Genomic DNA, 21,948 nt, shown 5'->3' with positions numbered 1-21,948 from the left:
ATCAAGCGTCTGTTCGATTAATACTTTCTTATTATGGACCGGAGCCTGCACCCGTGATCGATTTGCCAAGAGTATTGCTGTAACCACTCTGCGGAGAAATCCACTGCTAAGCTGAATGTCAGAAATAATGGATTTTTGAATCAGGCTGAATGGTTATCAGGAGAAAGAATAATGAGCGCTATCCCCGCAAGTCCTTCATCATCGCAACCAACTATTCCAAATAATGACATTGTGTCCGATTCCCCGGGTAAAACCGCTGACAATAAACAGGTGACTACCACTGAGGCCATCAAGCAGATACCTGAAGCCCCGGGGGATAACTCCAAACCATCAATCTCACTGGCGGAGCGAAAGATAGAGCATAGTGCAGACATTGCCACAGCGGATGATTTTCAGGCCAGAATTGACGAAATGATCCACTTAAAAACGATTGGCAAATTGATAGAGGATTCTGAGGCTTTCAGTTTGCATGGCGTACAAAACGGCGCGTCTAAAAAAAACCCTGCCACTGCTGCCAGCAGCTCGGTAACATCTGCCTTCAACTCATTACACCATGCCAGTGGTGAAAGAATGGTGGCATACGAATTTTATGGCTTACATTCCAGGGATACGACTCCTGCCGAGGGTGCAACTACCCATGGGGCAAAAGTCCACCTTGAAAATGCATTCGACCACATCAAAGAGATGCAAAATCAGGAAAACAAGCTCAGTGAGTTTTCCAAAGTGGATATTGCCTTATCTATGGCTTTACATGAAAACAGACCCATCCTTCGACCTCATATCGAAGCGGTTTTCAGCATCCAGGAAAATAAACTCAAGCAATAACCCGTACTATTTTATCAACGCTCCTTAACATGATTGGCCATATCGAGAATGACATGACGGATATGGTGGTCATCCAACTCATAGAGTACCTGCTTTCCTTTGCGGGTTGATCGCAGGATTCGGGCTTCCCGCAAACTGCGCAGATGATGGCTGGTTAAAGGTTGCGACATGCCCGAAATTTCCGATAGACAGCATACCGGCTGTGGCTCTTCAAGACAGGCAATGACCAGCTGCAGTCTTTTGGTGTCTCCCAGCAGCTGGAAAATTTTTGCCAGTCGACCCATGTCCTGTTCAGACAGCTCAGGCAGCAGAGAACAACAGGTTTGATGCATATCGACCATAGGCTTGTCCGAACCTTAAGAAAATAATTATTGGTAATGGTATTGCGCCATGAGGGCTTAGTCTATTTTCCCGGGTTTGCATCATCCGTCGATAAACACTTTTCGAGCCTTGCTGCTGGTGGCAAAATGCTCTCAGCAAAAAAGCAGGCGACAATGATAAGCCGCTGATAGCGGTATAAGCCTTCATCAATAATAATCGGGCCAGCCTGGCAAAAGGATGGCCACAACAAGCCGGGTTATGCACTGTGAAAACCAAAGCGCTTCGAGCAGATGTTTTACTACTGGGGGTGTCTGCAATATGGGGGTTTGCCTTTGTTGCCCAGATCAAAGGCATGGAGCATCTTGGACCATTTATGTTTAATGCCTGCCGTTTTGCTCTGGGCTTTATCTCGTTATTACCGGTTTATTTTCTATTGGAAAACATCTCCGGAAAGAACGTCTCCGGCCATAAAACGCAATACGACAGTCAATTGCTGCTGAAATGGGGGCCATTGACCGGTGTAGTACTTTTTCTTGCTTCATCCTTTCAACAGGTTGGTCTGTTGTATACCACAGCGGGTAACTCTGGCTTTATCACCGGTTTCTATATCATTTTGGTGCCAATACTGGGGATCTGGTTTGGGCACAGTACCCGCCCTGCAACCTGGCTGGGTGGAGCCATTGCGCTGGCGGGCCTGTATTTCCTGACCGTACAGGATGGCCTGAATTTCAATAAAGGTGACGTGCTGACGTTAGGCTCTGCCCTGATGTATGCCATTCAAATACTGCTTATTGGCTGGCTTTCCCGGCATGTTCATCCGCTGAGGCTGTCATTAATACAGTTTTTTATGACCGCTTTATGCAGCATGATGGTTGCTCTTTATCTGGAACCCATCAGCCTTGATGCCATTCTAAAAAGTGCAGGGCCTCTGCTGTTCGCCGGCGTTCTTTCTACCGGTGTCGCTTTTACGATTCAAATCATTGCCCAGAGAGATGCAGCTTCTTCTCATGCGGCTATCATTATGAGCCTGGAAGCTGTTTTTGCGGTGCTGGGAGGCTGGTTATTGCTGGACGAACAGCTTGGTCTGAGAGGTTTTCTAGGGTGCGGCTTGATGATGACCGGGATGCTACTGTCGCAGCTTAGGCGCTCCAAGGCTTAAAAGGAAAACAAACAGATGGGTTTGCAAGCTGTGTGGAAAATAGCTTTATTTAACTTCCATATTTCCAGTTTTGCCCGGCCGCCTTTCCGATATTACTCCGGATTTAGCTGATCTTCTAAGCGCTCTGGTATCCCTGTTGGTGCTGCGTCCGCAAAAAAGCACCTTGTAAACCCATCTGCTTGTTACTGCCGACTCTTTATTGTTCTTGTTATAAAACGCTCTGATGAGTCGGCACCAAACCCTGATATTGTTTTTATGGTGGGTGTTTTGTTCTTTTTGCTTTAACTAATACAACTGCTGTGCCAAAAATAGAGATAATTCCCTTATGCCTTGCTGTACGTGGTTTCCGAATGATGGCGTGTTTTTTTATGATTAAATATGTACAGTTCATCGGTTGTGATTTGTTACCTGGCCCCCACAAAATGTGACAATGCTCCCGCAAGGTAACAAATACCAGTTCCTGGCCTCAGGGCAAAATCCATCAAATTGTTGAGACAGTCTGTTTTTCAGACAGTTGCTGCCGACGTTATACATGTTTGATTATTTCGGTTATTCCGTTTGTTCTACTCCTGCACTAAGGATTATCCTTTGTGCCCCTGCTGACACTGACTGTTATATCAGCAGTTCCGGTTACACTTTTGTTGAAAAAACGGCTGACACATCGGCTGAAAAAACGTAGGAAAACAATGAGCGAACACGACCATAGCATCCATACTGGCCTCACAGGCCGTTTGTTGCTGGAAAACTCCCTTTTGAACAAAGGGACCGCTTTTTCTATGGAGGAGCGGAGTGAGCTGGACCTTCATGGTCTTCTGCCGCCAAGGGTAGAGTCGATGGAGGAACAATGTCGTCGAGCTTATAAGTCTTTCTCCGTCAAGCCTACGCCGATGCTGAAGCACATCTACCTGCGTGCATTGCAGGATACCAACGAAACACTGTTTTATGCTCTCCTGCAACGTCATCTTCAGGAAATGCTGCCTATCATCTACACGCCGGTTGTAGGGCAGGCCTGTCAGCGCTTCAGTGACCTCTACCGTCGACCAAGAGGCATCTACATTTCCTATCCCCAGCGTGAACATATCTCAGCCATGCTGGCCAACTTCAAGCGCAATATTGAAGTGATTGTTGTCACGGATGGTGAGCGTATTCTGGGCCTGGGTGACCAGGGTATTGGCGGTATGGGGATCTGCATTGGCAAGCTGTCTCTCTATAGTGCGGTGGGTGGCATCGCACCGAACAAAACACTGCCTATCGTCCTGGATTGCGGCACCAATAACCGACAGTTGCTGAATGACCCGAATTACCTGGGCTGGCGTCATGAGCGCATTGCAGACGATGAATACTATGCGTTCGTGGACGACTTTATTCGTGCACTGAAACGTCGCTGGCCAAAAGCACTGTTACAGTTTGAAGACTTTGCCATCGACCATGCAACACCACTGCTGGAAAAATACCGGGATGAACTCTGCTCTTTCAATGATGATATTCAGGGCACAGCCGGTGTGACTGCCGCATCACTGCTGGCAGCGGCCAAAGCCGCAGGCAAGTCCATTGAGGAGATGACCATTGCCTTCCTTGGTGCCGGCTCCGCCGGTTGCGGTATTGCCGAGCAGCTGATCCGCCTGATGGTTGGCCGGGGACTCAGTGAAGAAGAAGCCCGTCAGCGAATCTTCATGGTTGACCGCCATGGCGTGCTGAATGACCAGATGGCAGACCTGCGGCCATTCCAGCAGCGGCTGGTAAAACGTTGTGAAGAGCTCCGTCAATGGGGGTGTGATGAGAATCCCGGATTGTCAGACGTCGTCACCCATGCCAGACCAGACGCTATCATCGGGGTATCAGGTCAGCCTGGTCTGTTCACCCGGGAAGTCATTGAAAAAATGGCTGAGAACCATGAGCGCCCCATTGTCTTCCCACTGTCCAACCCCATCAGCCAGGTTGAAGCCACGCCAGAAGATATTATTCAGTGGAGTAAGGGGCGGGCGTTGATTGCTACTGGTAGCCCATTCGATCCGGTTGAGTACAATGGTAACCGTTACCCTGTCGCCCAATGTAACAATATCTATATCTTCCCGGGGCTGGGTCTTGGTGTCTTGGCCAGTGACGCTGAAAGAGTATCCGACGGCATGCTGGATGCAGCGGTGGAAACACTGGCCATGGCCTCGCCAACGGTTATGAATCCGGACGCTGCTCTTCTGCCCGAATTGAACCGTATTCATCAGGTGACTTGTGATATAGCGATTGCCGTAGCCAGAAAAGCGCAGGAAGAGGGGCTGGCACCTAAATGTGAACAAACTACTCTGGAAGCCAGAGTCAGAGGCAAGCGCTGGAGCCCTGAATATTGCAGAGTCCATCTGTCTGATTCTTGAAAGTAGTACCCGGATTTACGTTACAGCGTAGAAAAGGATAAGCAGATAAGTTTACAAACTACCAGGCATCTTTATTGTTGTTATTGACTGACAGGTGTCTGGTATGTCCCGTTGCCTTCCTGGCGGTGCAGTCTTTAAAAAAGCTGCGGCAATCTTATTAACATTCCAGCAATTTGCCAGTTGATGTCCTTCAGTATCCTGCAAACTTATCTGCTTTAATCACTGACCTGTTGTTTTTGTTATTGGTGGTCAGGATTTGCCATGTAGTTGTTATTATTTGGCATTTTTTGGTTTGCGACTGGTCATATACAAAGGGTGTGCCAATAACCTCTGTCATTAATTAACGTATTGATATTTAAGAAGATAATTTTTTCTGCACCGTTCAGTCCATGCCATGGGAAAAGGGTAAACTGTTACTTGTTGAGTACTGGGTTGTGAAGAGTGTAACCCGGGTAACAGACGAACATGGTTCAGGGTTTATGCACTTCTATACGACTGATCAAACCTTCTTTGGAGAAAAAAATCCTTTCTACCCCTGGTACGTTCACAGATTCATCTGACGCAATATCAGTACCCGATCTGACAAACTCAAGTTCTACACAACAGCCATCCAGGCTGCGGTAGCTGTTAACATGCCAGTTCACATCAGGGATTTTTGAAAAAAAAGCCGTCATCATATCAAGAATGGCGGCCTTTCCCTGGAAGTCACCAAGAAAGGCAGAGTAGTAGCTGGCGCTTTCATCAAACATTTGAGATACCCAGTCCAGCCTGTGCGCATTGGACAGAGCAATATAGGCTCTGGCGGCTTCGATTTGTTCATCGTTGGTCATAATTTGAGATGCCAATGGTTTGTGAGTAGATACCCAAACCCACAACATAGCACTAACTCGACATATTGACCTGCTTCAAGTTGTCACAGGCTGGATTCCGGGGAGTAAAGAAGAGATTTAAATAAGAAAGGGGAGGGGGAGAAGTTTATAGAATGAAAAAATAAACAAACAGACAGGTTTACAGATACTCAGAAGCTCTTTATTTCTTCCCTGTCGAATGCCGGCGCTGCCTTTTGCCGCCTGTTACCAGACTCAGTCAGTCTTCTCGGCTTTCTTATCCCTGCTTGTCGGCTACCTTAAGGTACCGTGCAAACCTGTCTGCTTGAGTGGCCCGGCCTGATATTATTATTTTTGTAGGCTGGGAGTCGTCGTTGTTATTGTTGTTATGTTCTGACGATTTTTGTTCTCTCCTGACATAATACAAGTGGCGTGCCAGCTTTTATAAATGTCTCTGCAGGCCTTGGTAAATAAGGGGTAAACAGGCCATTCATATTGTATCGCCAGATGTCTGGCGCAGTTTTTCTGTTACTGCGTTTACCCCCTGGATGTAACCTTCGGAATAGATGTAACAAATATGATTTCATTTGGTCAGCTATCAAATGCACATTGATACTTTAAATCGGGCAGTTTGACCTTATAGTAATCAGAGACTTTCTCAGGGCAGGCTTATGTCGGCTCTGCAATGATCAGGACAATAAAATGACGACATCAAACCACTTTGATTATCTGGTAATCGGCGGCGGAAGCGGTGGTATCGCTTCCGCAAATCGTGCAGCTATGTACGGTAAAAAAGTGGCGCTGGTAGAGGCTAAGCATCTGGGAGGAACCTGCGTAAACGTAGGGTGTGTTCCCAAGAAAGCCATGTGGTTTGCCGGGCAAATTGCTGATGCCTGTCGTTATGGACCTGACTACGGCTTTGATATCAACATTGACCAGCAGTTGAAGTCATTTAGCTGGAGCAAGCTCGTCGACAGCCGGGAGGCTTACATCCGTCGTATACATGCTTCTTATGAACGGGTTCTGGGCAATAATAAAATTACCGTAATAAACGGCTATGGACGATTTGTTGACGCCAGAACAGTAGAAGTAAATGGTGAGCATTACACAGCGGACCATATCACCATTGCAACCGGTGGTGAGCCCCTGATCCCAGATGTTCCCGGAGCCGAATACGGTATCGACTCGGATGGCTTCTTTGAGTTGACTGAGCGTCCTGGCCGGGTGGCTGTATTGGGTGCGGGTTACATAGCTGTTGAACTGGCCGGTGTGCTACATGCCCTGGGCAGTGAAACGCATTTGCTGGTTCGTAAACACAAGCCATTGCGTAATTTTGAAGCGATGCTGTCTGATACGCTGGTAGAAGTAATGGCGTCTGAAGGTCCTCAGCTTCATACCCATTCAGTACCAAAAGAAGTGGTAAAAGAAGACGATGGAAGTCTGACCGTTCATTTGGAAAACGGTAACTTATTAAATGTTGATACGGTGATCTGGGCCGTAGGCCGTAAGCCACATACTGCAGGTATTAATCTTGATGCAGCAGGTGTTACGGTGGACGCCCGGGGTTACATTCCGGTTGATAAATACCAGAATACTAATGTCGCTGGCATTTATGCCGTGGGTGACAACATCGGCAAGGTTGAATTGACCCCGGTTGCTGTTGCTGCGGGTCGTCGCCTGTCAGAGCGCCTGTTCAATAATAAACCGGATGAGCATTTGAACTACGACAATGTGGCCACGGTTGTCTTTAGCCACCCGCCGATCGGTACAGTGGGTTTAACGGAATTGGCTGCTCGTGAAGCTTATGGTGATGATAATGTCAAAGTGTATACCAGCCAGTTTACGGCCATGTACAGCGCATTGACCAGTCATCGCCAGCCATCACGAATGAAGCTGATAACTGTCGGAGCAGAAGAAAAAATCGTCGGTATCCATGCGATTGGACACGGTGCGGATGAAATGCTTCAGGGTTTTGCCGTGGCTTTAAAGATGGGAGCTACCAAGGCTCAGTTTGATGACACCGTTGCTATTCACCCAACCTCTGCTGAGGAGTTTGTTACTATGCGGTGAGCCAAATTGGTGGAGGAGGATAATTGTTTTGACAACTCATAAATGTTTTGGCAACTCATAATTATTCTGGCAACTTCCTGAAACTCAACCATACTCTGACCCACAACACGATGCGGAGAGGAGTATGGTTTTTTTATGTCTTTGAGACCACGCTGGAGTTGTGACGATTGGCTAGCCCGCATATTGCATGACAGATAAAAAAGGCGAGATAGTTTTCTGTTATCATTCAGACGCTTACCCTGATAGTAACAACCAAATCGTCCATGACCCAAGAGATAGCTCCCGCTGCCAGCATCAGACAACAACAATCTTTCGTCAGCGAATTTATGGATTGGCACTGGGTTATGAAGACCTGAACGATCATCAACAACTGAGATACGACCTTGCCTTGCAAACGGCGACTGACGTCGATAAACCACTGGCAAGTCAATCAACGCTTTGCCGTTTTGAACAGCAGGCGAATCGCCAACAGGTCGTCCGAATGCACGAAGTAATCATTGAGAGCTTTATTGCTTCGTTCATGAACCACCGAAACGTCTAAAGCTCGACTTCGACACAACAGACGACCCGGTTCATGGCAACCAGATTGGACGACACTTTTCAGGCTATTATGATCATTACTGCTTCCTGCCACTTTATTTCTTCTGCGAGCAGAAGTTACTATCAGCTATTTGAGACCTGCCAGTGTGGATGCAGCAAAACATGCTTGGGCGATTTTATCGCTGCTGGTCAAACGCCTTAGACAAGAATGGCCGCAGGTAAAGATACTGTTTCGGGGAGACAGCGGCTTTTGTCCCCCACGGCTGACTTTACATGAGTCTTGCCAGAAAGCTTTCTCCTGGATAATGAAATAGTGCTGTCCCGGCACGTTATAAATAATGGGGTTAGGGGAAGTTGTGCCTGAAAAAGCCCAATCGGTCACAATCGCTTTAGAATCAGCTGTTCCAGCCCTGTCAAATTTCGCATAGCTCTTTTTAGCTTGCTAATAATTGGGGTTATGCAATATGCGGGTTGGAAGGGCAAATAAATAAACCAAAAAAGAGAAAAAAAGCCAGTAAAAACTAATGCCTGTTGGTGCCGTAGATTAGTCTACATTTTATATTTCCCATGAATTAATGAAATATAATTATGGACAGAGGCGGTGCTGGTATAAGTTGGACATGCACAACATCAGGTAATGATTATAATCAACCGGATGATCGTACCGGTGCCTCAGGGAGTGTGCGATACAGGTATGGCACAGTGAGGCGGACGAATACACCACTTTCCTATATCCCAGAGCGTCATGAATTTTATCCTGCTTCTGACGCCCGCTCTGCTAACCATCCACCAGGACATTCAATAAAACCTGTTCAGGATTTTAATGCTCTCATCACACAAGCAAAAATGGATGACCTGGTGAGGACATCCACTCAATATGGTGATCGCTGTAATGGGAGAAAACACAGTCAATTTGCCTGTTCAATCAAACAATACACATCAAGGTCAAAAAGACCATTAAATCGTAGTGAACAATGCCAACTGATACCATTGTTGCACGCTTTTAAAGCGACACCCGGATGGCTCTGGAGAAGCCTGATGACAACGGTTCATTCATTTACGTCAGCGGGTGTTTTTACCCCTCATAAATACATGAATGAGAAAAGTAAGGAAGCTCAGGCAGCTTTATTGTCAACGTTACTTGATGCAGTAATCGTTAAGTGCAAGCAAAAACCTGAAGCCAGGGATATTGATGCCCAAGGTACCGCCAACCTGCTGTGGGCCCTGGCAAAAATGGTTGGTAACGGGCTGGAGCTGGAGAAAACACCGAAGCTCAAAGAGGCCGTGGCCGCGCTGTTGCCCTGGGTGAGAATCAAAGCCGAATCAAAAGAGGGGAAAGACCGCTTTATTCCTCGGCATATCGCCAACCTGCTGTGGGCAGTGGCAAAACTGGTAGACAACGGGCTGGAGCTGGAGAAGACACCGAAGCTCAAAGAAGTTGTGGCCGCGCTGTTGCTCCATGTGAAAACGAAAGCCGAATCAAAAGAAGAAAAAGACCACTTCTGCTCTCAAGGTACCGCCAACCTGCTGTGGGCTCTGGCGAAACTGGTCGAAAACGGGCTGGATCTGGAGAAGACAGCGCAGCTAAAAGAGGCCATAGCCGCGCTGTTGCCCCATGTGAAAATCAAAGCTGAATCAAAAGAAGAGAAAGACCACTGCAAGCCACAGGAAGTCGCCAACCTGCTTTGGGCCATGGCGAAATTGTTGGACAATGGTCTGAAGAAGACTCCGAAGTTCAGAGAGGCCATGGCCGCGCTGCTGGCCAATGTGACAACCAAAGCCAAATCAAAAGAAGAGAAAGACCACTTTATTCCTCAGCATATCAGCAACCTGCTGTGGGCCATGGCAAGATTGGTGGACAACGGGCTGGAACTGGAGAAAACACCAAAGCTCAAAGAGGTTGTAGTCGCACTGTTGCCCCATGTGAAGGCCAAAGCCGAATCAAAAGAAGAGAAAGACCGCTTCAACACTCAAGCTACCATCAACCTGCTGTGGGCTCTGGCAAAACTGGTGGACAAGGGGCTGGAGCTTGAGAAGACAGGGCCGCTAAACGAGGCCTTGGCCACGCTGTTGCCCCATGTGAAAACCAAAGCCGAATCAAAAGAAAAGAAAGACTACTTCAACACTCAAGGGATTGCCAACCTGCTGTGGGCTGTGGCGAAACTGGTGGACAATGGGCTGGAGTCAGAGCAGGTACCAAAGCTCACCGAGGTGGTAGACGCGCTGTTACCCCATGTGAAAACCAAAGCCCAAGAACAGAAAAACCACCTTATTCTTCAGCATATCGTCAATCTGCTGTGGGCCTTGGCAAAACTGGTGGACAGTGGTCTGGAGCTGGAGCAGACAGCGATCCTCAAAGAGGCTCTGGCCGCGCTTTTGTACCATGTGAAAACCAAAGCCGAATCAAAAGACGAGAGAGACCACTTCAATGCTCAAGGTCTCGCCAACCTGGTGTGGGCCCTGGCGAAACTGGGGGACATCGGGCTGGAGCTGGAGAAGACAGCGAAGCTCAAAGAGACCCTGACCGCGCTGTTGTACCGTGTAAAAACCAAAGCCGAATCAAAAGAAGAGAGAGACCGCTTCATTCCTCAAGGTATCGGCAACCTGCTGTGGGCCTTGGCAAAACTGGGTGAGGCCATTGAGCTGAACCTGATTAAATCTACGTTCGATGCTCTGGTCGCCAGAATCAGTGAAACCCCTCAGCTTTCCCAGCAAAATATATGGATGCCTCTCTGGGGAGTCATGGTATTCTGTGCCAGGTTTTATCTGTGCTTTGGTAGAAATAATAAAAACCCGCTTGAAAAGCACATAGGTGAACTATTTTCTCGCCTGGAAAGTACATTCCCGGACAATTTAGAGGCGCAAACCGTCATGGTCATGGCCGCCAGTTGGCTTGGGAGACCGTGTGCGATGGCCCCCTATTACCAGAGAAACATTTCACAATCTCAAACCACCTTGCGCGAACAACTCCAATCAAGCCTTCCGTCGTTGCAGATTGAAGAAGAGAAGAGTCTGAACTCATTACCTCCGGTTGACTTGCTACTGCCAGATTACAACATGGTGATTGATGTTCAGGGACCTTATCATTATGTGAGCGGTGATTTCAAAACCAGGAACGGTGCAACGTTGCTGAAAATCGCGCTGCTGCAAAAATTAGGATTCGAAGTCATTGAAATCCCGGTGCACAAGCTTTGGAATAAGGATTCAATGAAAAGAGTTATTGAGCAAATAACGACAAAATTAGCCGTTCAGCCGGAGGCTCATGGTTCTGTATTAGACAGTAGCGAGGGAGTGGCCGATGAGGCTTATGTTACTGCTGACGAAGGAGGGCTATTTTCAGATGGCGGTTATGCTACCGCCGAAGAATATTCAGGAGAGCAAATAAAGAAACCCAAAAAGAGAAAAAGGAAGAGAAAAAGAGCCAATAAACGGCTCTCTTCCAGCATGACTTAAGAACCAGTTTGACATTCTGGTGAAGGTGTACTTTCTTTATCTGCCGTATTAATACATGGCAGCTGTTTAGTACGTTTTTGTTAAAGAGGGATTTAAAATGGATAAGGCAATAAGCATTGTGCTCAGGGGGATAACTGCCCCCTCAAAGGAGCGAATGCCTGCGGAAGTTCAAAAACGAGACCCGCTGCATTTCGGAGATCGCCAGGTTAAAGCGTTGAATGCCTATATTAATGGTATGCATGCCCCAAAATTTACTACTTATGTCGGACGTGGTGTTGAAAATTTCAATTCACGTCGAGAAGCATTAGATTCCGGCAAACAGTTAACCTCCGGACAAATCCGCTCTATCACGAAGACAATGAAGAATGCTATCAGGCATTTAGAGCATTATCTTTCCAAGGATTACATTGAACCCAACTATGATCTTAATGAAACAACTAATGAAGAAGTGAAAGAATTTGTAGCATCTGCGATGGAGGAGGTTGCTGCTGATATTAACAGACTTAAAGCTCTTAAAAAGAGATAAGTAGCTAACCATATGAAATCATATATTTCTGACTCCTTGTTCAGGCACTCCCGGCAACTGCTCCTGCGTTGCTCTAGCTCCTGCATCCATGCAGTCGTGCTTCGTTACAACTCCGGTCACATAGCTACGGCTATGCTCCCTCCGTTGTGCCTCACATAGCACCTGCCCAAGTAGCCAGAAATATATGATTCCATATGGTCAGCTACTTAAGTTTAGTATTATTTCGAAATATCCAATCCAGTCATTTTTTGATTCATTAATAGAATATATAATTCTTCTCCCCGGCTCTGTCTGCCGTGGGTTTCTATTCTGTGAGCAACAATGAGCAACAATCTTTCAGCTTTTGCCCGCTATCGCGGCGAACTTGGTGAATTAATGTATTTGGCCGGGCCTATCATGGGGGCCCAACTGGCAACCACCGGTATGACATTTGTCGACACCAGTATGGCCGGGCAATATTCAGCCCTGGATCTGGCCTCTATTGCCATTGGCTCCAGTACCTGGGTGCCGGTCTACCTGTTAATCCGTGGCATATTAATGGCCATTACGCCCACGGTTGCCCATCTGTACGGTGCAGGTCAAACCGGAGAGATTGCTGGTCAGGTGCGTCAGGGGTTATGGATTGCCCTGCTGATGAGCCTGTTGGCCCTGGGTTTTATTTACCAATCCGATGTCGTATTGCAATGGTTGCAGGTTGGGCCTGCGATGGCGGGTAAAACGCTGGAGTATCTGAAAGCGCTGGCCTGGGGTATTCCGGCGATTTGTTTGTTCCAGGCGCTTAACTGCTACTGCGAAGGAATGGGTAAAACCAAGCCCGGCATGGTGTTCAGTTTTATTGCCCTGGCTCTGAATATTCCGCTGAACTATGTACTGATTTATGGCAAGTTCGGGTTCCCGGAGCTGGGCGGCGTTGGCTGTGGTTATGCAACAGCCGTTTGCTTCTGGGCCATGTTCCTGATGATGGCGGCATACACGATGCTGGCTCAGCAACATCGTAAAATTGGCCTGTTTGACCAGTGGGACTGGCCTGGTCTGAGCATTATTTCCGGCCTGCTAACGCTGGGTGTGCCTATCGGTCTGGCCATTTTCTTTGAAGCCAGTATCTTTTCGGTGGTGGCTCTGCTGATCGGGAAATTAGGTGCCATCGTGGTAGCAGGGCATCAGATTGCCCTTAATTTTACTTCACTGACCTTTATGGTGCCGTTGAGTCTTTCCATGGGGCTGACCATTCGTGTCGGGCAGGCACTGGGTGCCGGTAAAACTGCGCAGGCCGCCTACTCCAGCTATGCGGGTATTGTCACGACGCTGGTCAGTGCCACCCTCAGTGCTGCCGTGATGTTGTTTCTGCCAGGGGTGGTGACCTCAATCTATACACAGAACACAGAGGTGGCCATTCTGGCTGCTCAGCTGCTGGTTTATGCGGCACTGTTCCAATACGCTGATGGTATTCAGATTGCGGCTATTGGTGCGCTTCGTGGCTATAAAGATACCCGGGTTCCCATGGCGATGATTCTGTTTGCCTGTTGGGGCGTAGCGTTACCTGTGGGCTATATTCTCGGGCTGACCGACTGGATTGTGGCACCAATGGGGCCTCATGGCTTATGGATTGGTCTGGTGAGTGCATTGACCATGAGTGCCATCCTTTTGACCTTGCGTCTGCGTGCCATTATTGGTCGGCATCGGGTGTCTGCTGCTAAAAACATGTCTATGTCACCATGAGAATCAGGTGTCTATTGTGAGAGAGGGCGGCGCTCTTTTATAATGCTGCCCTTTTCTAACCTTCTTTCTGGTCTGCGCGTCAGGCCAGGTTAAATCGTCGCTGTGCGAGTGAACTCATGAGTAAAACGAAAGTACTGACAGGTATTACAACTACTGGAACACCACACCTGGGTAACTACGTAGGGGCTATCAAGCCTGCCATTGAGGAAAGCTGGCGTGACGATATTGCTTCATACTACTTTCTGGCGGACTATCATGCCCTGATCAAAGGCCGTGACCCCAGGCGAATCCACCAGTCTACCCTGGAGATTGCCGCTACCTGGCTGGCACTGGGTCTGGATACGGACCGTGTCACCTTCTACCGTCAGTCAGACATCCCGGAAATTGCCGAGCTGAACTGGATTCTGGGCTGCATGACCGGCAAAGGCCTGATGAACCGCGCCCATGCTTATAAGGCAGCGGTTCAGGCTAATGAAGAAGCCGGAGAGCAGGACCCGGACAAGGGCGTGACCATGGGGCTGTTCTGCTATCCGGTGCTGATGGCGGCGGATATTCTTATGTTCAATGCCCATAAGGTGCCGGTGGGGCGTGATCAGGTCCAGCATATTGAGATGGCCCGGGATATTGCCGGTCGTATGAATCATCATTACCAGACCCGGTTCGTTTTGCCGGAAGCGGTGGTGGGTGAAACCACGGCTGTGCTGAATGGTCTTGATGGTCGTAAAATGAGCAAAAGCTACGATAATACCATCCCGCTTTTTGTCCCTGAAAAGAAGCTGCTGAAGCTGGTTCGCAAGATCAAAACCAACTCACTGGAGCCGGGTGAGCCGAAAGACCCGGATACCTGCACACTTTTCCAGATCTACTCGGCATTTGCCGATGCCACTCAGATTGAGGTAAAACGTCAGCAATACGCCGATGGTGCTGGCTGGGGCGATCTGAAAAATGAGTTGTTTGAATTTCTGAATGCTCACTTGCAAGCTCCCCGGGAACGTTACAATGCGCTGATTGAAGATCCTGCATTTATCGAAAAAGAGCTGCTGAAAGGGGCTGAAAAGGCCCGGGCCGAAGCTGCTTCTGTGCTGACGCCTATTCGTCAAGCCGTAGGCCTCAAGCCGCTGGCATAATATTCTGCAGTCGTGTTAACGTTTGGCTTTCCTTTGGGAAAGCCATTCTTAATAATAAAAGTAATAATGACAGGCACCATCGCTCGACTGGAAATCCCATGAACATATCAAAGCTATTTGCCATTGTGCTGAGTGCGCTTTTACTATCGGCCTGTAGTTATGTGGACGGTGTTCTCAGAGAAAAGATTCAGCCCAAGATAGAGTTTGACTTGACCCGCCTGGATGCCGATGGCCTTTATGGCCCAGCGGGTGGCAAGCGATCCCTGAGCTATGAGTTCTGTATTCCAGCCAATGTGAATACCGCACGGCAGGTGATGTACATTGACCCAACCGCAATTGTCTACGAAGAATCCCCCGGACGTTTACAATGTGATCAGCAGCAGTATCTGGTGGTGGGTGATACTCATCAGCCCAATTTTCTGGTGACTCTGGAAAACCTGGCTGAACTGCCCTATGTCACCAAAATTCAAGAGGCATTTTTTGAGTAAAGCGTACCCGCAGAATCGACTTTCGATAACCATGAACTCAAGAGATAAAACCTCGCCCCTCCAATCCCCCGGTATTCTAATCCGCAACCCGGTACTCTGGTACGCCTTTAAAGCCTGCGCCCTGCTCTGTGTTGCACTGGGTTGTATCGGCATTTTCCTGCCACTACTACCCACCACCCCCTTTCTATTATTAGCCGTTTTTTTCAGCCTGCGTTCATCTCCAACCATTCACGCCCGGCTCTTGAACCACCCAACACTGGACCCCCCACTACGCCAATATCTTAATCAACGCAGCATTTCCACCAGAGTATATATCCGCGCAGTCATTTTCCTCTGGCTAACCATAAGCCTCTCCATTTGGCTACTCACCCTGCCATGGCTCAAATACCTGCTACTGACCATAGCCATCACCGTAACGCTATACCTGACAAAATTAAAAAGAAGGGAAAAACGCCCCTGAAGACCTACCCTAAAACCAACTACCAACTGCCCACTGCCCACTACCAATTCGATTCCAACAAAACCCCTAACCCAAAACAACATTTGCATTACACTTGATTAAGTTGTCAGCCTGATTTTCACCGGTGGTGATATGAGTAAGCAGATTCTCGTGCTAGGCAGTATTAATGTTGACCATGTTCTGAGGGTTGATTGTTTTCCCAAACCAGGCCAGACCATCACCGCTTCATCTTACGACATTATGGCAGGGGGCAAAGGTGCTAATCAGGCGGTAGCCTGTGCCCGCCTTGGCGGCAATACACTTATGATGGCAGCGATCGGGCAGGATGATCCGGGGCGGGAAATAGTACAGCAACTGAGTGCTGAAGGTATTGATACATCCGCAATTACTGAAATAGTGGATGCCCAAACAGGGGTGGCCCTGATGTTCGTGAATGCCAAAGGCGAAAATATGGTTGGCATCTCTGCTGGCGCTAATGGCTGCCTGAGTGAAGAGTATATTGAGCAGAAACATAGTTTGATCGCTGGTGCAGATTATCTGCTCTTGCAGCAGGGGATTCCTGAATCTGTCATGCGACAGGCTGCTCATATTGCCGGGGGAAGCCATACTAAAGTTGTCTTGAGCCCCGCATCTGTCAAACCGTGTTCCGGGGATGACTTACCGACTGTGGATTTGATTACGCCTGATCAGACGGAGGCAGACCTTCTTACCGGTATTAAAGTGCTGGATGAAACGTCGGCAACCCAGGCTGCTACCCTATTGCATGAGAAAGGTATTACTGACGTAGTGATCACCATGGGGCAGTATGGGGCCTATGCATCATCAATGACTTCAGGCCATCCTGAAGGGCTGATGGTTCCCGGGTTTCCGGTTAAGGCGGTTGATACAACGGCGGCTGACGATACATTTAACGGTGCACTGCTGGTGGCCCTGGCGGAAGGAAAATCGCTTGGGGAAGCAGCCTTCTTTGCCAATGCCAGTGCTGGCCTTTCGGTCATGAGTGCTGGTTCTCAGTCGTCTATTCCCTATCGGTTTGAGGTTGAGGAATTTATTCAGTGCGATCAGGAAATTGCCGATGCTGCGGCAACCCCGGATACCTCATGATGCTGGTATTTCTTTGATATAAAAGGTGAATACGGATACCCTCGTTGATTAAAGACGAAAACATTGATGGTAAACTTTTAAAGCGCTTATCAGGCTCCATGCACCCAGCTGTTTGCTTGGCTGGAAGAAGGTACAGTATGCAAAATCAGCTCGACCAATTAAAAAAAATGACCAAGGTTGTGGCCGATACCGGTGATATCGAAGCCATTCGTCGCTACCAGCCGGTTGATGCGACGACCAATCCTTCACTGATTTTAAAAGCCGCGCAGCTACCGGCGTATAAAAAGCTGGTTGATGAAGCCATTGCCTTTGGGCGCAACCATTCTACAGAAAAAGCGGTCAGTGCCCGTTATGCCTGTGACTGGTTGACGGTCGGTATTGGCAAAGAGATTCAGCAGGTAGTGCCGGGCTTTGTGTCAACGGAAGTGGATGCACGACTGTCGTTTAATACGGACGCGACGATTCAAAAGGCCAGACAGCTGATTGATCTCTATAAAGAGCAGGGCGCTGACAGTGAGCGGGTGCTGATCAAAATAGCGTCTACCTGGGAAGGTATCAAAGCGGCGGAGGTTCTGGAAAAAGAAGGTTTTCGTTGTAATCTGACCTTGCTGTTCAGTTTTGCCCAGGCTCAAGCCTGTGCCGAAGCCGGTGCTTATTTGATCTCCCCGTTTGTTGGCCGGATTCTCGACTGGTACAAAAAAGCAGAAGGCCGGAATTTTACTGCTTCACAAGACCCTGGCGTTCAGTCGGTCACCCGTATCTACAACTACTTCAAACAACATGGCTACAACACCGTGGTGATGGGAGCCAGCTTCCGAAATACCGGTGAGATTACTGAGTTAGCCGGTTGTGACTGCCTGACGATTGGTCCGGACCTTCTCGATCAGCTGGAATCATCCGAGCAACTGCTTGAACAAAAGTTGTTTGCCGACTCGCCAGTGTGTAGTGATGAAAAAGTGGTTCTGGATGAGGCTGCATTTCGCTGGGCGATGAACGACGATGCCATGGCAACGGAAAAGCTGGCTGAGGGTATCAGAAAGTTTGCTGAAGATCAGATTAAGCTGGAAAAGCAATTGCTTGATGCACTTCGGGAGGATGTTGTAAAAGCCAAATGAATTTTGCACCACAGAGACACAATGGCACAAAGAAGTCTTTTGCTGACTATGCGCAGCTCCCAGAAAAACTTTGTGTCTCTGTGCCTTTATGGTTCCTTCTTATTGATTATATTTTCTTGGTTGCCATGGTAATACGGGATATACAGGTGGGCCTGCCCTGGTCATCCTCAATCTTGATTTCCCACACCTGGGTACTGCGGCCGATATGAATGGGGCGGGTTGTGCCGGTCACTTTTCCGGACGTGGCTGACCGAAGATGATTGGCGTTGATTTCCAAGCCTACACAGTAGGCTCCGTCTTCACAGCACAGGTTGGCGGCAATACTGCCCAGTGTTTCAGCGAGAACCACCGAGGCACCACCATGCAGCAGTCCCATGGGCTGAATGGTTCTGCGGTCAACTGGCATGGTGCCCCGGAGAAAGTCGTCTCCTACTTCGGTAATCTCAATACCCAAATGGTCACACATGTTTTCCTTGAATGCTGCGGTTTCAGTACTGTAAGGCCTTTTCCAGATGGACATCTTTTTTCCTTTTTCTTTTATTGGCACTGCTCATCAGATCCGGTTGCGCAAGCCCAGCTGATCCGGGTGAGGTGTCAGGTAGGTTTGTCGTTGAATATATACACTACCATGATTGTCTATGAAATGCCGTAGCATGGTCATCGGGGCAATAAGGGGGATCATTTCCTGACGGTACTCTTCAATCAGCGTCAGCAGCTGCTTTCTCTCTTTGCCATCGACGCTCTTTTTCACATATCCGAGGATATGCATCATGGCATTGGTGTGAGATTTTCGATTGGCCCGTCGTTTCAGGGCGCTCATAAAGCTGCGCAGGTACTCCTCCAGCAGTTCATGCAGATTCGCTTTGCTGCCTTTGGCCACGATTTGGCCAAGTAACTCATACCCCTGGGGATAATGGGCCATGATCATGTACTTGTGAGTAGAATGAAAGTCGACCAGGGCGGCATAAGATGGCTCTGCCATCACGGTTTTCTGCCAACGGTCATAGGCGTAAACCCGGGTGAAAAAATTTTCACAGAGTATCGGGTCGTGCAGCCTGCCTTCTTCTTCTATTGGCAGCAGCGGGTTGCTCTCCATAAATGCCCTGGCATAGGCTCCGGGTGAACTTTCGCCCAGCGGGTGGCCATTTTCATGGTACACCTTGACCCTTGCCATGCCACAGCTGGGGGACTTCTGCATCAGAATATAGCCGCAAATGTGTGATAGCTGATCAGACATATCATGACCATACTGCGTCAGAGCATCCGTTACATCCAGACTGGAATTTTCAGTGCCGACTACCCGGATTTGCAACTGTTTATCGGGTGCAGACGATGAACTTTGGCCGGTAGTTTGTGATGCTTCAGCCAGTTGGCCGACCAGCCGGATGGGCTCTCTGGGGGTTCCCAGCCCGATAGCCATCTCAGGACAGACCGGCTCAAAGTGGAAGAATTTATCCAGCGTGTTGACACAAAAAGACGAGCGTTTGTGCCCACCGTTATAGCGCACTTTATGGCCCAAAAGGCAGGAGCTGATGCCCAGTGTGATCTGTTTTTCAGGCTCAGGTATGGAAACGATAGCCACTTGTTATTCTCCACTTTACATTCGAAATACACGCCCTGGTTAATATCGCCAGTTACTGGCAGTTCCTTTGCCTGTCAGCGGTTGAAAACAGGTATAACTCTACATTGCTGTTAAGGCAAGAGTGATGTGCCTATAACTCTTTCTATCATCTAACTGCCTGTGCAGTAAGGCTTTTTTAATGGATTGCAGTGTCTCATTGGCGAGTCGGTTTTGCCGGTATACAGCACAGATTTTTCCTGCATAAGACGACATTATTATCACAGTCGTACAGGAATTAACCCGACCCGGATCATTCCGAAAGGCCCTGCCCCGAAATTGCAAAACATCACCAGCAGGATATTAACGGTATTGGAATGCCTGATTTGAGGTGGGCATAGGCTGCTTTCGATAGCGGAGGCATGGAGCCCGGATTTAGCCATCCGTTTCCGGTTTATAGAATCAGGGAACTTTTGACAATCTGCGCACACTAATATAGGGAAAGAAGTTGCACAGCCTGTGAAATCAACATCTGCTCGTAAAAGGTTGCAGTTTCAGGCTCTCTTCGCTTTTGCCTGATCATCAGGTGGTCTGGGTTCAGGTTTTGCCTGATGATCTATTGGCATTCTCTGGTCTGACGAAGGCAGTTGTTTTTCTTGATATTAGTATCAATAAATCAGTCAGTTGTATTCATCGGGTCATCTGATTAATGAGAACTTTCAGATCATCTAACTGTCCAAATGGCGGAGTAATTATTTTGTTGGAGCAAAGTTTCTGGAGACTATTTTACCGTGCTGATTGTTACTGATACGCCCCGTCTGATACTTCGTACCTGGCAGTTACAGGATATCGATGCGTACTCCGCCTTACTGGGCGAAACACCTCCCGGTGCCTCAGATGCCATGGCCACAGAGCCCGCAAGCCTTGCAGAAACCGAGTTGTGGCGCTACCAGGCGGAACTGGATAAATGGGGGTGGTCGCGCTGGGCGGTGGTATTCAAAGAGAATAACCAGCTAATTGGCTATTGTGGCTTTTCTCCCTATGGCAAGCATATTGAGATGAGCTGGCGCTTTTTACCCGCTTACCGCGGACAGGGGCTGGTGCTGGAAGCTGTTGAGGCAGTGACTCAATTCGGCTTTAACCAGCTGGGTATGGAAGAGATTATTTCTTATACAACCCCCACTAATGAGTTTGCCCAGGGCGTTATGCAACAACTGGGGATGACACTTGATCGCTTTGAGGGGTGGAGTACCTGTACGGTTGCCCGTTACCGCATACAGTCACCGATATAAATCATGCGCTGAAAATATTCCGCAGCCACAGTACAATCACTTTAAATAATTTCATTCATTTAAATTTATCCCTCCACTTACAGTCTTTTTGAACTCATGAGCAATAGCAGCAGCGACACCCTGAGTACCTGGGAGCAGAAAATTATCGTCTGGCTACAATCCATGCACCACGACCATGATGACCACTCCCATGACTTTTCCCATTTTCAGCGGGTCTGGAAAACGGCGCAGCAGATCATGGATCTGGAGCAGGTGTCTGTGAATCCACTGGTGGTTCTCGCTGCCTGCTACTTTCACGATATTGTGGTGTTGCCAAAAGATCATCCTGAGAGGTCCAGGGCCTCTTCGCTGGCTGCCATAAAGACCAGAACCTGCCTTGAGGATATGGGGTTTCCTGCTGAGTTGATTGATAACGTCTGTCACTCGGTGGCCAGTCACAGCTATTCTGCGGGCATTGCGCCCGAAACCATTGAAGCCAAAGTGGTTCAGGATGCTGATCGGATGGAGGCTCTGGGAGCTATCGGGCTGGCCCGGGTTTTTTATACATCGGGCCTGCTGCGGCGAAAAATGTTCGACCCCGAAGACCCACTGGCTGAGCACCGGGCCCTTGATGATCGTGAATACGCGCTGGATCATTTCCAGGTGAAGTTGCTGAAGCTGTCTGACACCATGCAGACGTCCGCCGGACGCAGAATGGCAGAGCGGAATTCGGATTACCTCAGGGAATATATGGGCAAGTTGCTTAAAGAGCTGGAAGGGGATTATTCCTGACCCGGTACTACTTTTTCAGTGAGGGTGCCTTTATAATCTTCCCATCTTGTCGGAGTGCGAAAGCTGAGATCGCTGCATTTTATCGGATATATGTGCAGCAAATTCGTTGAACCTGCTCAGGGTAATACCTGCGAAGGGAACAAGAGAAGAGAGTACCGGGTTGCTATCTGGTGGATGGCTGATCACGCTTTTGGCCAATCATGCCTTTAATATCTCAAAGCATT

18 protein-coding genes, 1 pseudogene and 1 riboswitch are annotated in these 21,948 nt (G+C 48.5%); of the genes and pseudogenes, 15 read left to right on the top strand and 4 right to left on the bottom strand.

Annotated features, from left to right (window positions below; translation table 11 throughout):
• The first annotated feature begins 171 nt into the window (after positions 1 to 171).
• A complete protein-coding gene (locus ACO6UX_RS11590; RefSeq protein ID WP_422447683.1) occupies positions 172 to 825 on the top strand; it encodes a hypothetical protein in 654 nt (217 codons plus the stop codon).
• Positions 826 to 839: 14 nt separating this feature from the next.
• Here the strand turns inward: ACO6UX_RS11590 and ACO6UX_RS11585 are convergent, their stop codons facing one another.
• A complete protein-coding gene (locus ACO6UX_RS11585; protein WP_101747555.1) occupies positions 840 to 1,166 on the bottom strand; it encodes an ArsR/SmtB family transcription factor in 327 nt (108 codons plus the stop codon).
• Positions 1,167 to 1,411: 245 nt separating this feature from the next.
• Between ACO6UX_RS11585 and ACO6UX_RS11580 the strand changes: the two genes are divergently transcribed.
• Positions 1,412 to 2,305, top strand: a complete 894-nt coding sequence (locus ACO6UX_RS11580; protein WP_422447681.1) for a DMT family transporter — start codon at positions 1,412 to 1,414, stop codon at positions 2,303 to 2,305.
• Positions 2,306 to 2,991: 686 nt separating this feature from the next.
• Entirely contained in the window at positions 2,992 to 4,674 is a 1,683-nt protein-coding gene (locus ACO6UX_RS11575) for an NAD-dependent malic enzyme (protein ID WP_422447679.1), read from the top strand.
• A 470-nt stretch (positions 4,675 to 5,144) separates the two neighbouring features.
• Here the strand turns inward: ACO6UX_RS11575 and ACO6UX_RS11570 are convergent, their stop codons facing one another.
• Positions 5,145 to 5,504 carry a nuclear transport factor 2 family protein gene (locus ACO6UX_RS11570; protein ID WP_422447677.1) on the bottom strand — a complete coding sequence of 120 codons (360 nt, stop codon included), beginning with the start codon at positions 5,502 to 5,504 and terminating at the stop codon, positions 5,145 to 5,147.
• Between the two features lie 699 nt (positions 5,505 to 6,203).
• On the opposite strand from ACO6UX_RS11570, the gene gorA reads away from it, so the two are divergent.
• The 10 genes and pseudogenes from gorA (at position 6,204) to tal (ending at position 18,103) form a co-directional block, all read left to right on the top strand.
• Positions 6,204 to 7,571 (top strand): glutathione-disulfide reductase, encoded by a 1,368-nt coding sequence (gene gorA / locus ACO6UX_RS11565; RefSeq protein WP_422447675.1) that lies wholly within the window; start codon positions 6,204 to 6,206, stop codon positions 7,569 to 7,571.
• 259 nt (positions 7,572 to 7,830) lie between these two features.
• Positions 7,831 to 8,377: pseudogene (locus ACO6UX_RS11560) on the top strand (transposase); the annotation flags it as partial.
• A 322-nt stretch (positions 8,378 to 8,699) separates the two neighbouring features.
• Positions 8,700 to 11,564 carry an RAP domain-containing protein gene (locus ACO6UX_RS11555; RefSeq protein ID WP_422447673.1) on the top strand — a complete coding sequence of 955 codons (2,865 nt, stop codon included), beginning with the start codon at positions 8,700 to 8,702 and terminating at the stop codon, positions 11,562 to 11,564.
• A 97-nt stretch (positions 11,565 to 11,661) separates the two neighbouring features.
• The gene (locus ACO6UX_RS11550; RefSeq protein ID WP_422447671.1) at positions 11,662 to 12,090 is read left to right on the top strand and encodes a hypothetical protein; all 429 of its coding nucleotides are present in this window, start codon (positions 11,662 to 11,664) and stop codon (positions 12,088 to 12,090) included.
• Between the two features lie 321 nt (positions 12,091 to 12,411).
• Entirely contained in the window at positions 12,412 to 13,809 is a 1,398-nt protein-coding gene (locus ACO6UX_RS11545) for an MATE family efflux transporter (protein ID WP_422447669.1), read from the top strand.
• Positions 13,810 to 13,925: 116 nt separating this feature from the next.
• On the top strand, positions 13,926 to 14,936 hold the full coding sequence (locus tag ACO6UX_RS11540) for a tryptophan--tRNA ligase (protein WP_422447667.1): 1,011 nt from the start codon (positions 13,926 to 13,928) through the stop codon (positions 14,934 to 14,936).
• 98 nt (positions 14,937 to 15,034) lie between these two features.
• Positions 15,035 to 15,424: a hypothetical protein gene (locus ACO6UX_RS11535; protein ID WP_422447665.1), complete on the top strand. Its 390-nt coding sequence runs from the start codon at positions 15,035 to 15,037 to the stop codon at positions 15,422 to 15,424.
• Positions 15,417 to 15,884 (top strand): YbaN family protein, encoded by a 468-nt coding sequence (locus ACO6UX_RS11530; RefSeq protein WP_422447663.1) that lies wholly within the window; start codon positions 15,417 to 15,419, stop codon positions 15,882 to 15,884. Before ACO6UX_RS11535 ends, ACO6UX_RS11530 begins: the two co-directional genes overlap by 8 nt.
• A gap of 132 nt (positions 15,885 to 16,016) precedes the next feature.
• Positions 16,017 to 16,988 carry a ribokinase gene (gene rbsK / locus ACO6UX_RS11525; protein WP_422447661.1) on the top strand — a complete coding sequence of 324 codons (972 nt, stop codon included), beginning with the start codon at positions 16,017 to 16,019 and terminating at the stop codon, positions 16,986 to 16,988.
• Between the two features lie 137 nt (positions 16,989 to 17,125).
• Positions 17,126 to 18,103, top strand: coding sequence for a transaldolase (gene tal, locus ACO6UX_RS11520; protein WP_422447659.1), 978 nt, complete (start codon positions 17,126 to 17,128; stop codon positions 18,101 to 18,103).
• Between the two features lie 106 nt (positions 18,104 to 18,209).
• On the opposite strand, the gene ACO6UX_RS11515 is transcribed toward tal, so the two are convergent.
• The gene (locus ACO6UX_RS11515) at positions 18,210 to 18,623 is read right to left on the bottom strand and encodes a hotdog fold thioesterase (RefSeq protein ID WP_101745420.1); all 414 of its coding nucleotides are present in this window, start codon (positions 18,621 to 18,623) and stop codon (positions 18,210 to 18,212) included.
• 33 nt (positions 18,624 to 18,656) lie between these two features.
• Positions 18,657 to 19,685 (bottom strand): YbgA family protein, encoded by a 1,029-nt coding sequence (locus ACO6UX_RS11510; RefSeq protein ID WP_422447657.1) that lies wholly within the window; start codon positions 19,683 to 19,685, stop codon positions 18,657 to 18,659.
• Positions 19,686 to 20,452: 767 nt separating this feature from the next.
• Between ACO6UX_RS11510 and ACO6UX_RS11505 the strand changes: the two genes are divergently transcribed.
• Both ACO6UX_RS11505 and ACO6UX_RS11500 read left to right on the top strand, forming a co-directional pair.
• Complete coding sequence (locus ACO6UX_RS11505; protein ID WP_422447655.1) at positions 20,453 to 20,953, top strand: GNAT family N-acetyltransferase; 501 nt, start codon at positions 20,453 to 20,455, stop codon at positions 20,951 to 20,953.
• A 96-nt stretch (positions 20,954 to 21,049) separates the two neighbouring features.
• Positions 21,050 to 21,724, top strand: a complete 675-nt coding sequence (locus ACO6UX_RS11500; protein WP_422447653.1) for a phosphohydrolase — start codon at positions 21,050 to 21,052, stop codon at positions 21,722 to 21,724.
• A gap of 40 nt (positions 21,725 to 21,764) precedes the next feature.
• Positions 21,765 to 21,880: riboswitch (TPP riboswitch) on the top strand.
• Positions 21,881 to 21,948 lie beyond the last annotated feature (68 nt).

The organism is Endozoicomonas sp. ALB091, from assembly GCF_049310265.1.
Taxonomy (GTDB): Bacteria; Pseudomonadota; Gammaproteobacteria; order Pseudomonadales; family Endozoicomonadaceae; genus Endozoicomonas.
Note: the sequence above shows the minus strand (reverse complement) of the source record. Positions and strands in the feature narration are given on the sequence as shown.

Excerpts from the sequence above, each read along its gene's own strand:
- ACO6UX_RS11590 (WP_422447683.1), top strand. The coding sequence starts at position 172 with ATGAGCGCTATCCCCGCAAGTCCTTCATCATCGCAACCAACTATTCCA.
- ACO6UX_RS11585 (WP_101747555.1), bottom strand. The coding sequence starts at position 1,166 with ATGGTCGATATGCATCAAACCTGTTGTTCTCTGCTGCCTGAGCTGTCT.
- ACO6UX_RS11575 (WP_422447679.1), top strand. The coding sequence starts at position 2,992 with ATGAGCGAACACGACCATAGCATCCATACTGGCCTCACAGGCCGTTTG.
- ACO6UX_RS11570 (WP_422447677.1), bottom strand. The coding sequence starts at position 5,504 with ATGACCAACGATGAACAAATCGAAGCCGCCAGAGCCTATATTGCTCTG.
- gorA (WP_422447675.1), top strand. The coding sequence starts at position 6,204 with ATGACGACATCAAACCACTTTGATTATCTGGTAATCGGCGGCGGAAGC.
- ACO6UX_RS11555 (WP_422447673.1), top strand. The coding sequence starts at position 8,700 with ATGGACAGAGGCGGTGCTGGTATAAGTTGGACATGCACAACATCAGGT.
- ACO6UX_RS11550 (WP_422447671.1), top strand. The coding sequence starts at position 11,662 with ATGGATAAGGCAATAAGCATTGTGCTCAGGGGGATAACTGCCCCCTCA.
- ACO6UX_RS11545 (WP_422447669.1), top strand. The coding sequence starts at position 12,412 with ATGAGCAACAATCTTTCAGCTTTTGCCCGCTATCGCGGCGAACTTGGT.
- ACO6UX_RS11540 (WP_422447667.1), top strand. The coding sequence starts at position 13,926 with ATGAGTAAAACGAAAGTACTGACAGGTATTACAACTACTGGAACACCA.
- ACO6UX_RS11535 (WP_422447665.1), top strand. The coding sequence starts at position 15,035 with ATGAACATATCAAAGCTATTTGCCATTGTGCTGAGTGCGCTTTTACTA.
- rbsK (WP_422447661.1), top strand. The coding sequence starts at position 16,017 with ATGAGTAAGCAGATTCTCGTGCTAGGCAGTATTAATGTTGACCATGTT.
- tal (WP_422447659.1), top strand. The coding sequence starts at position 17,126 with ATGCAAAATCAGCTCGACCAATTAAAAAAAATGACCAAGGTTGTGGCC.
- ACO6UX_RS11515 (WP_101745420.1), bottom strand. The coding sequence starts at position 18,623 with ATGTCCATCTGGAAAAGGCCTTACAGTACTGAAACCGCAGCATTCAAG.
- ACO6UX_RS11500 (WP_422447653.1), top strand. The coding sequence starts at position 21,050 with ATGAGCAATAGCAGCAGCGACACCCTGAGTACCTGGGAGCAGAAAATT.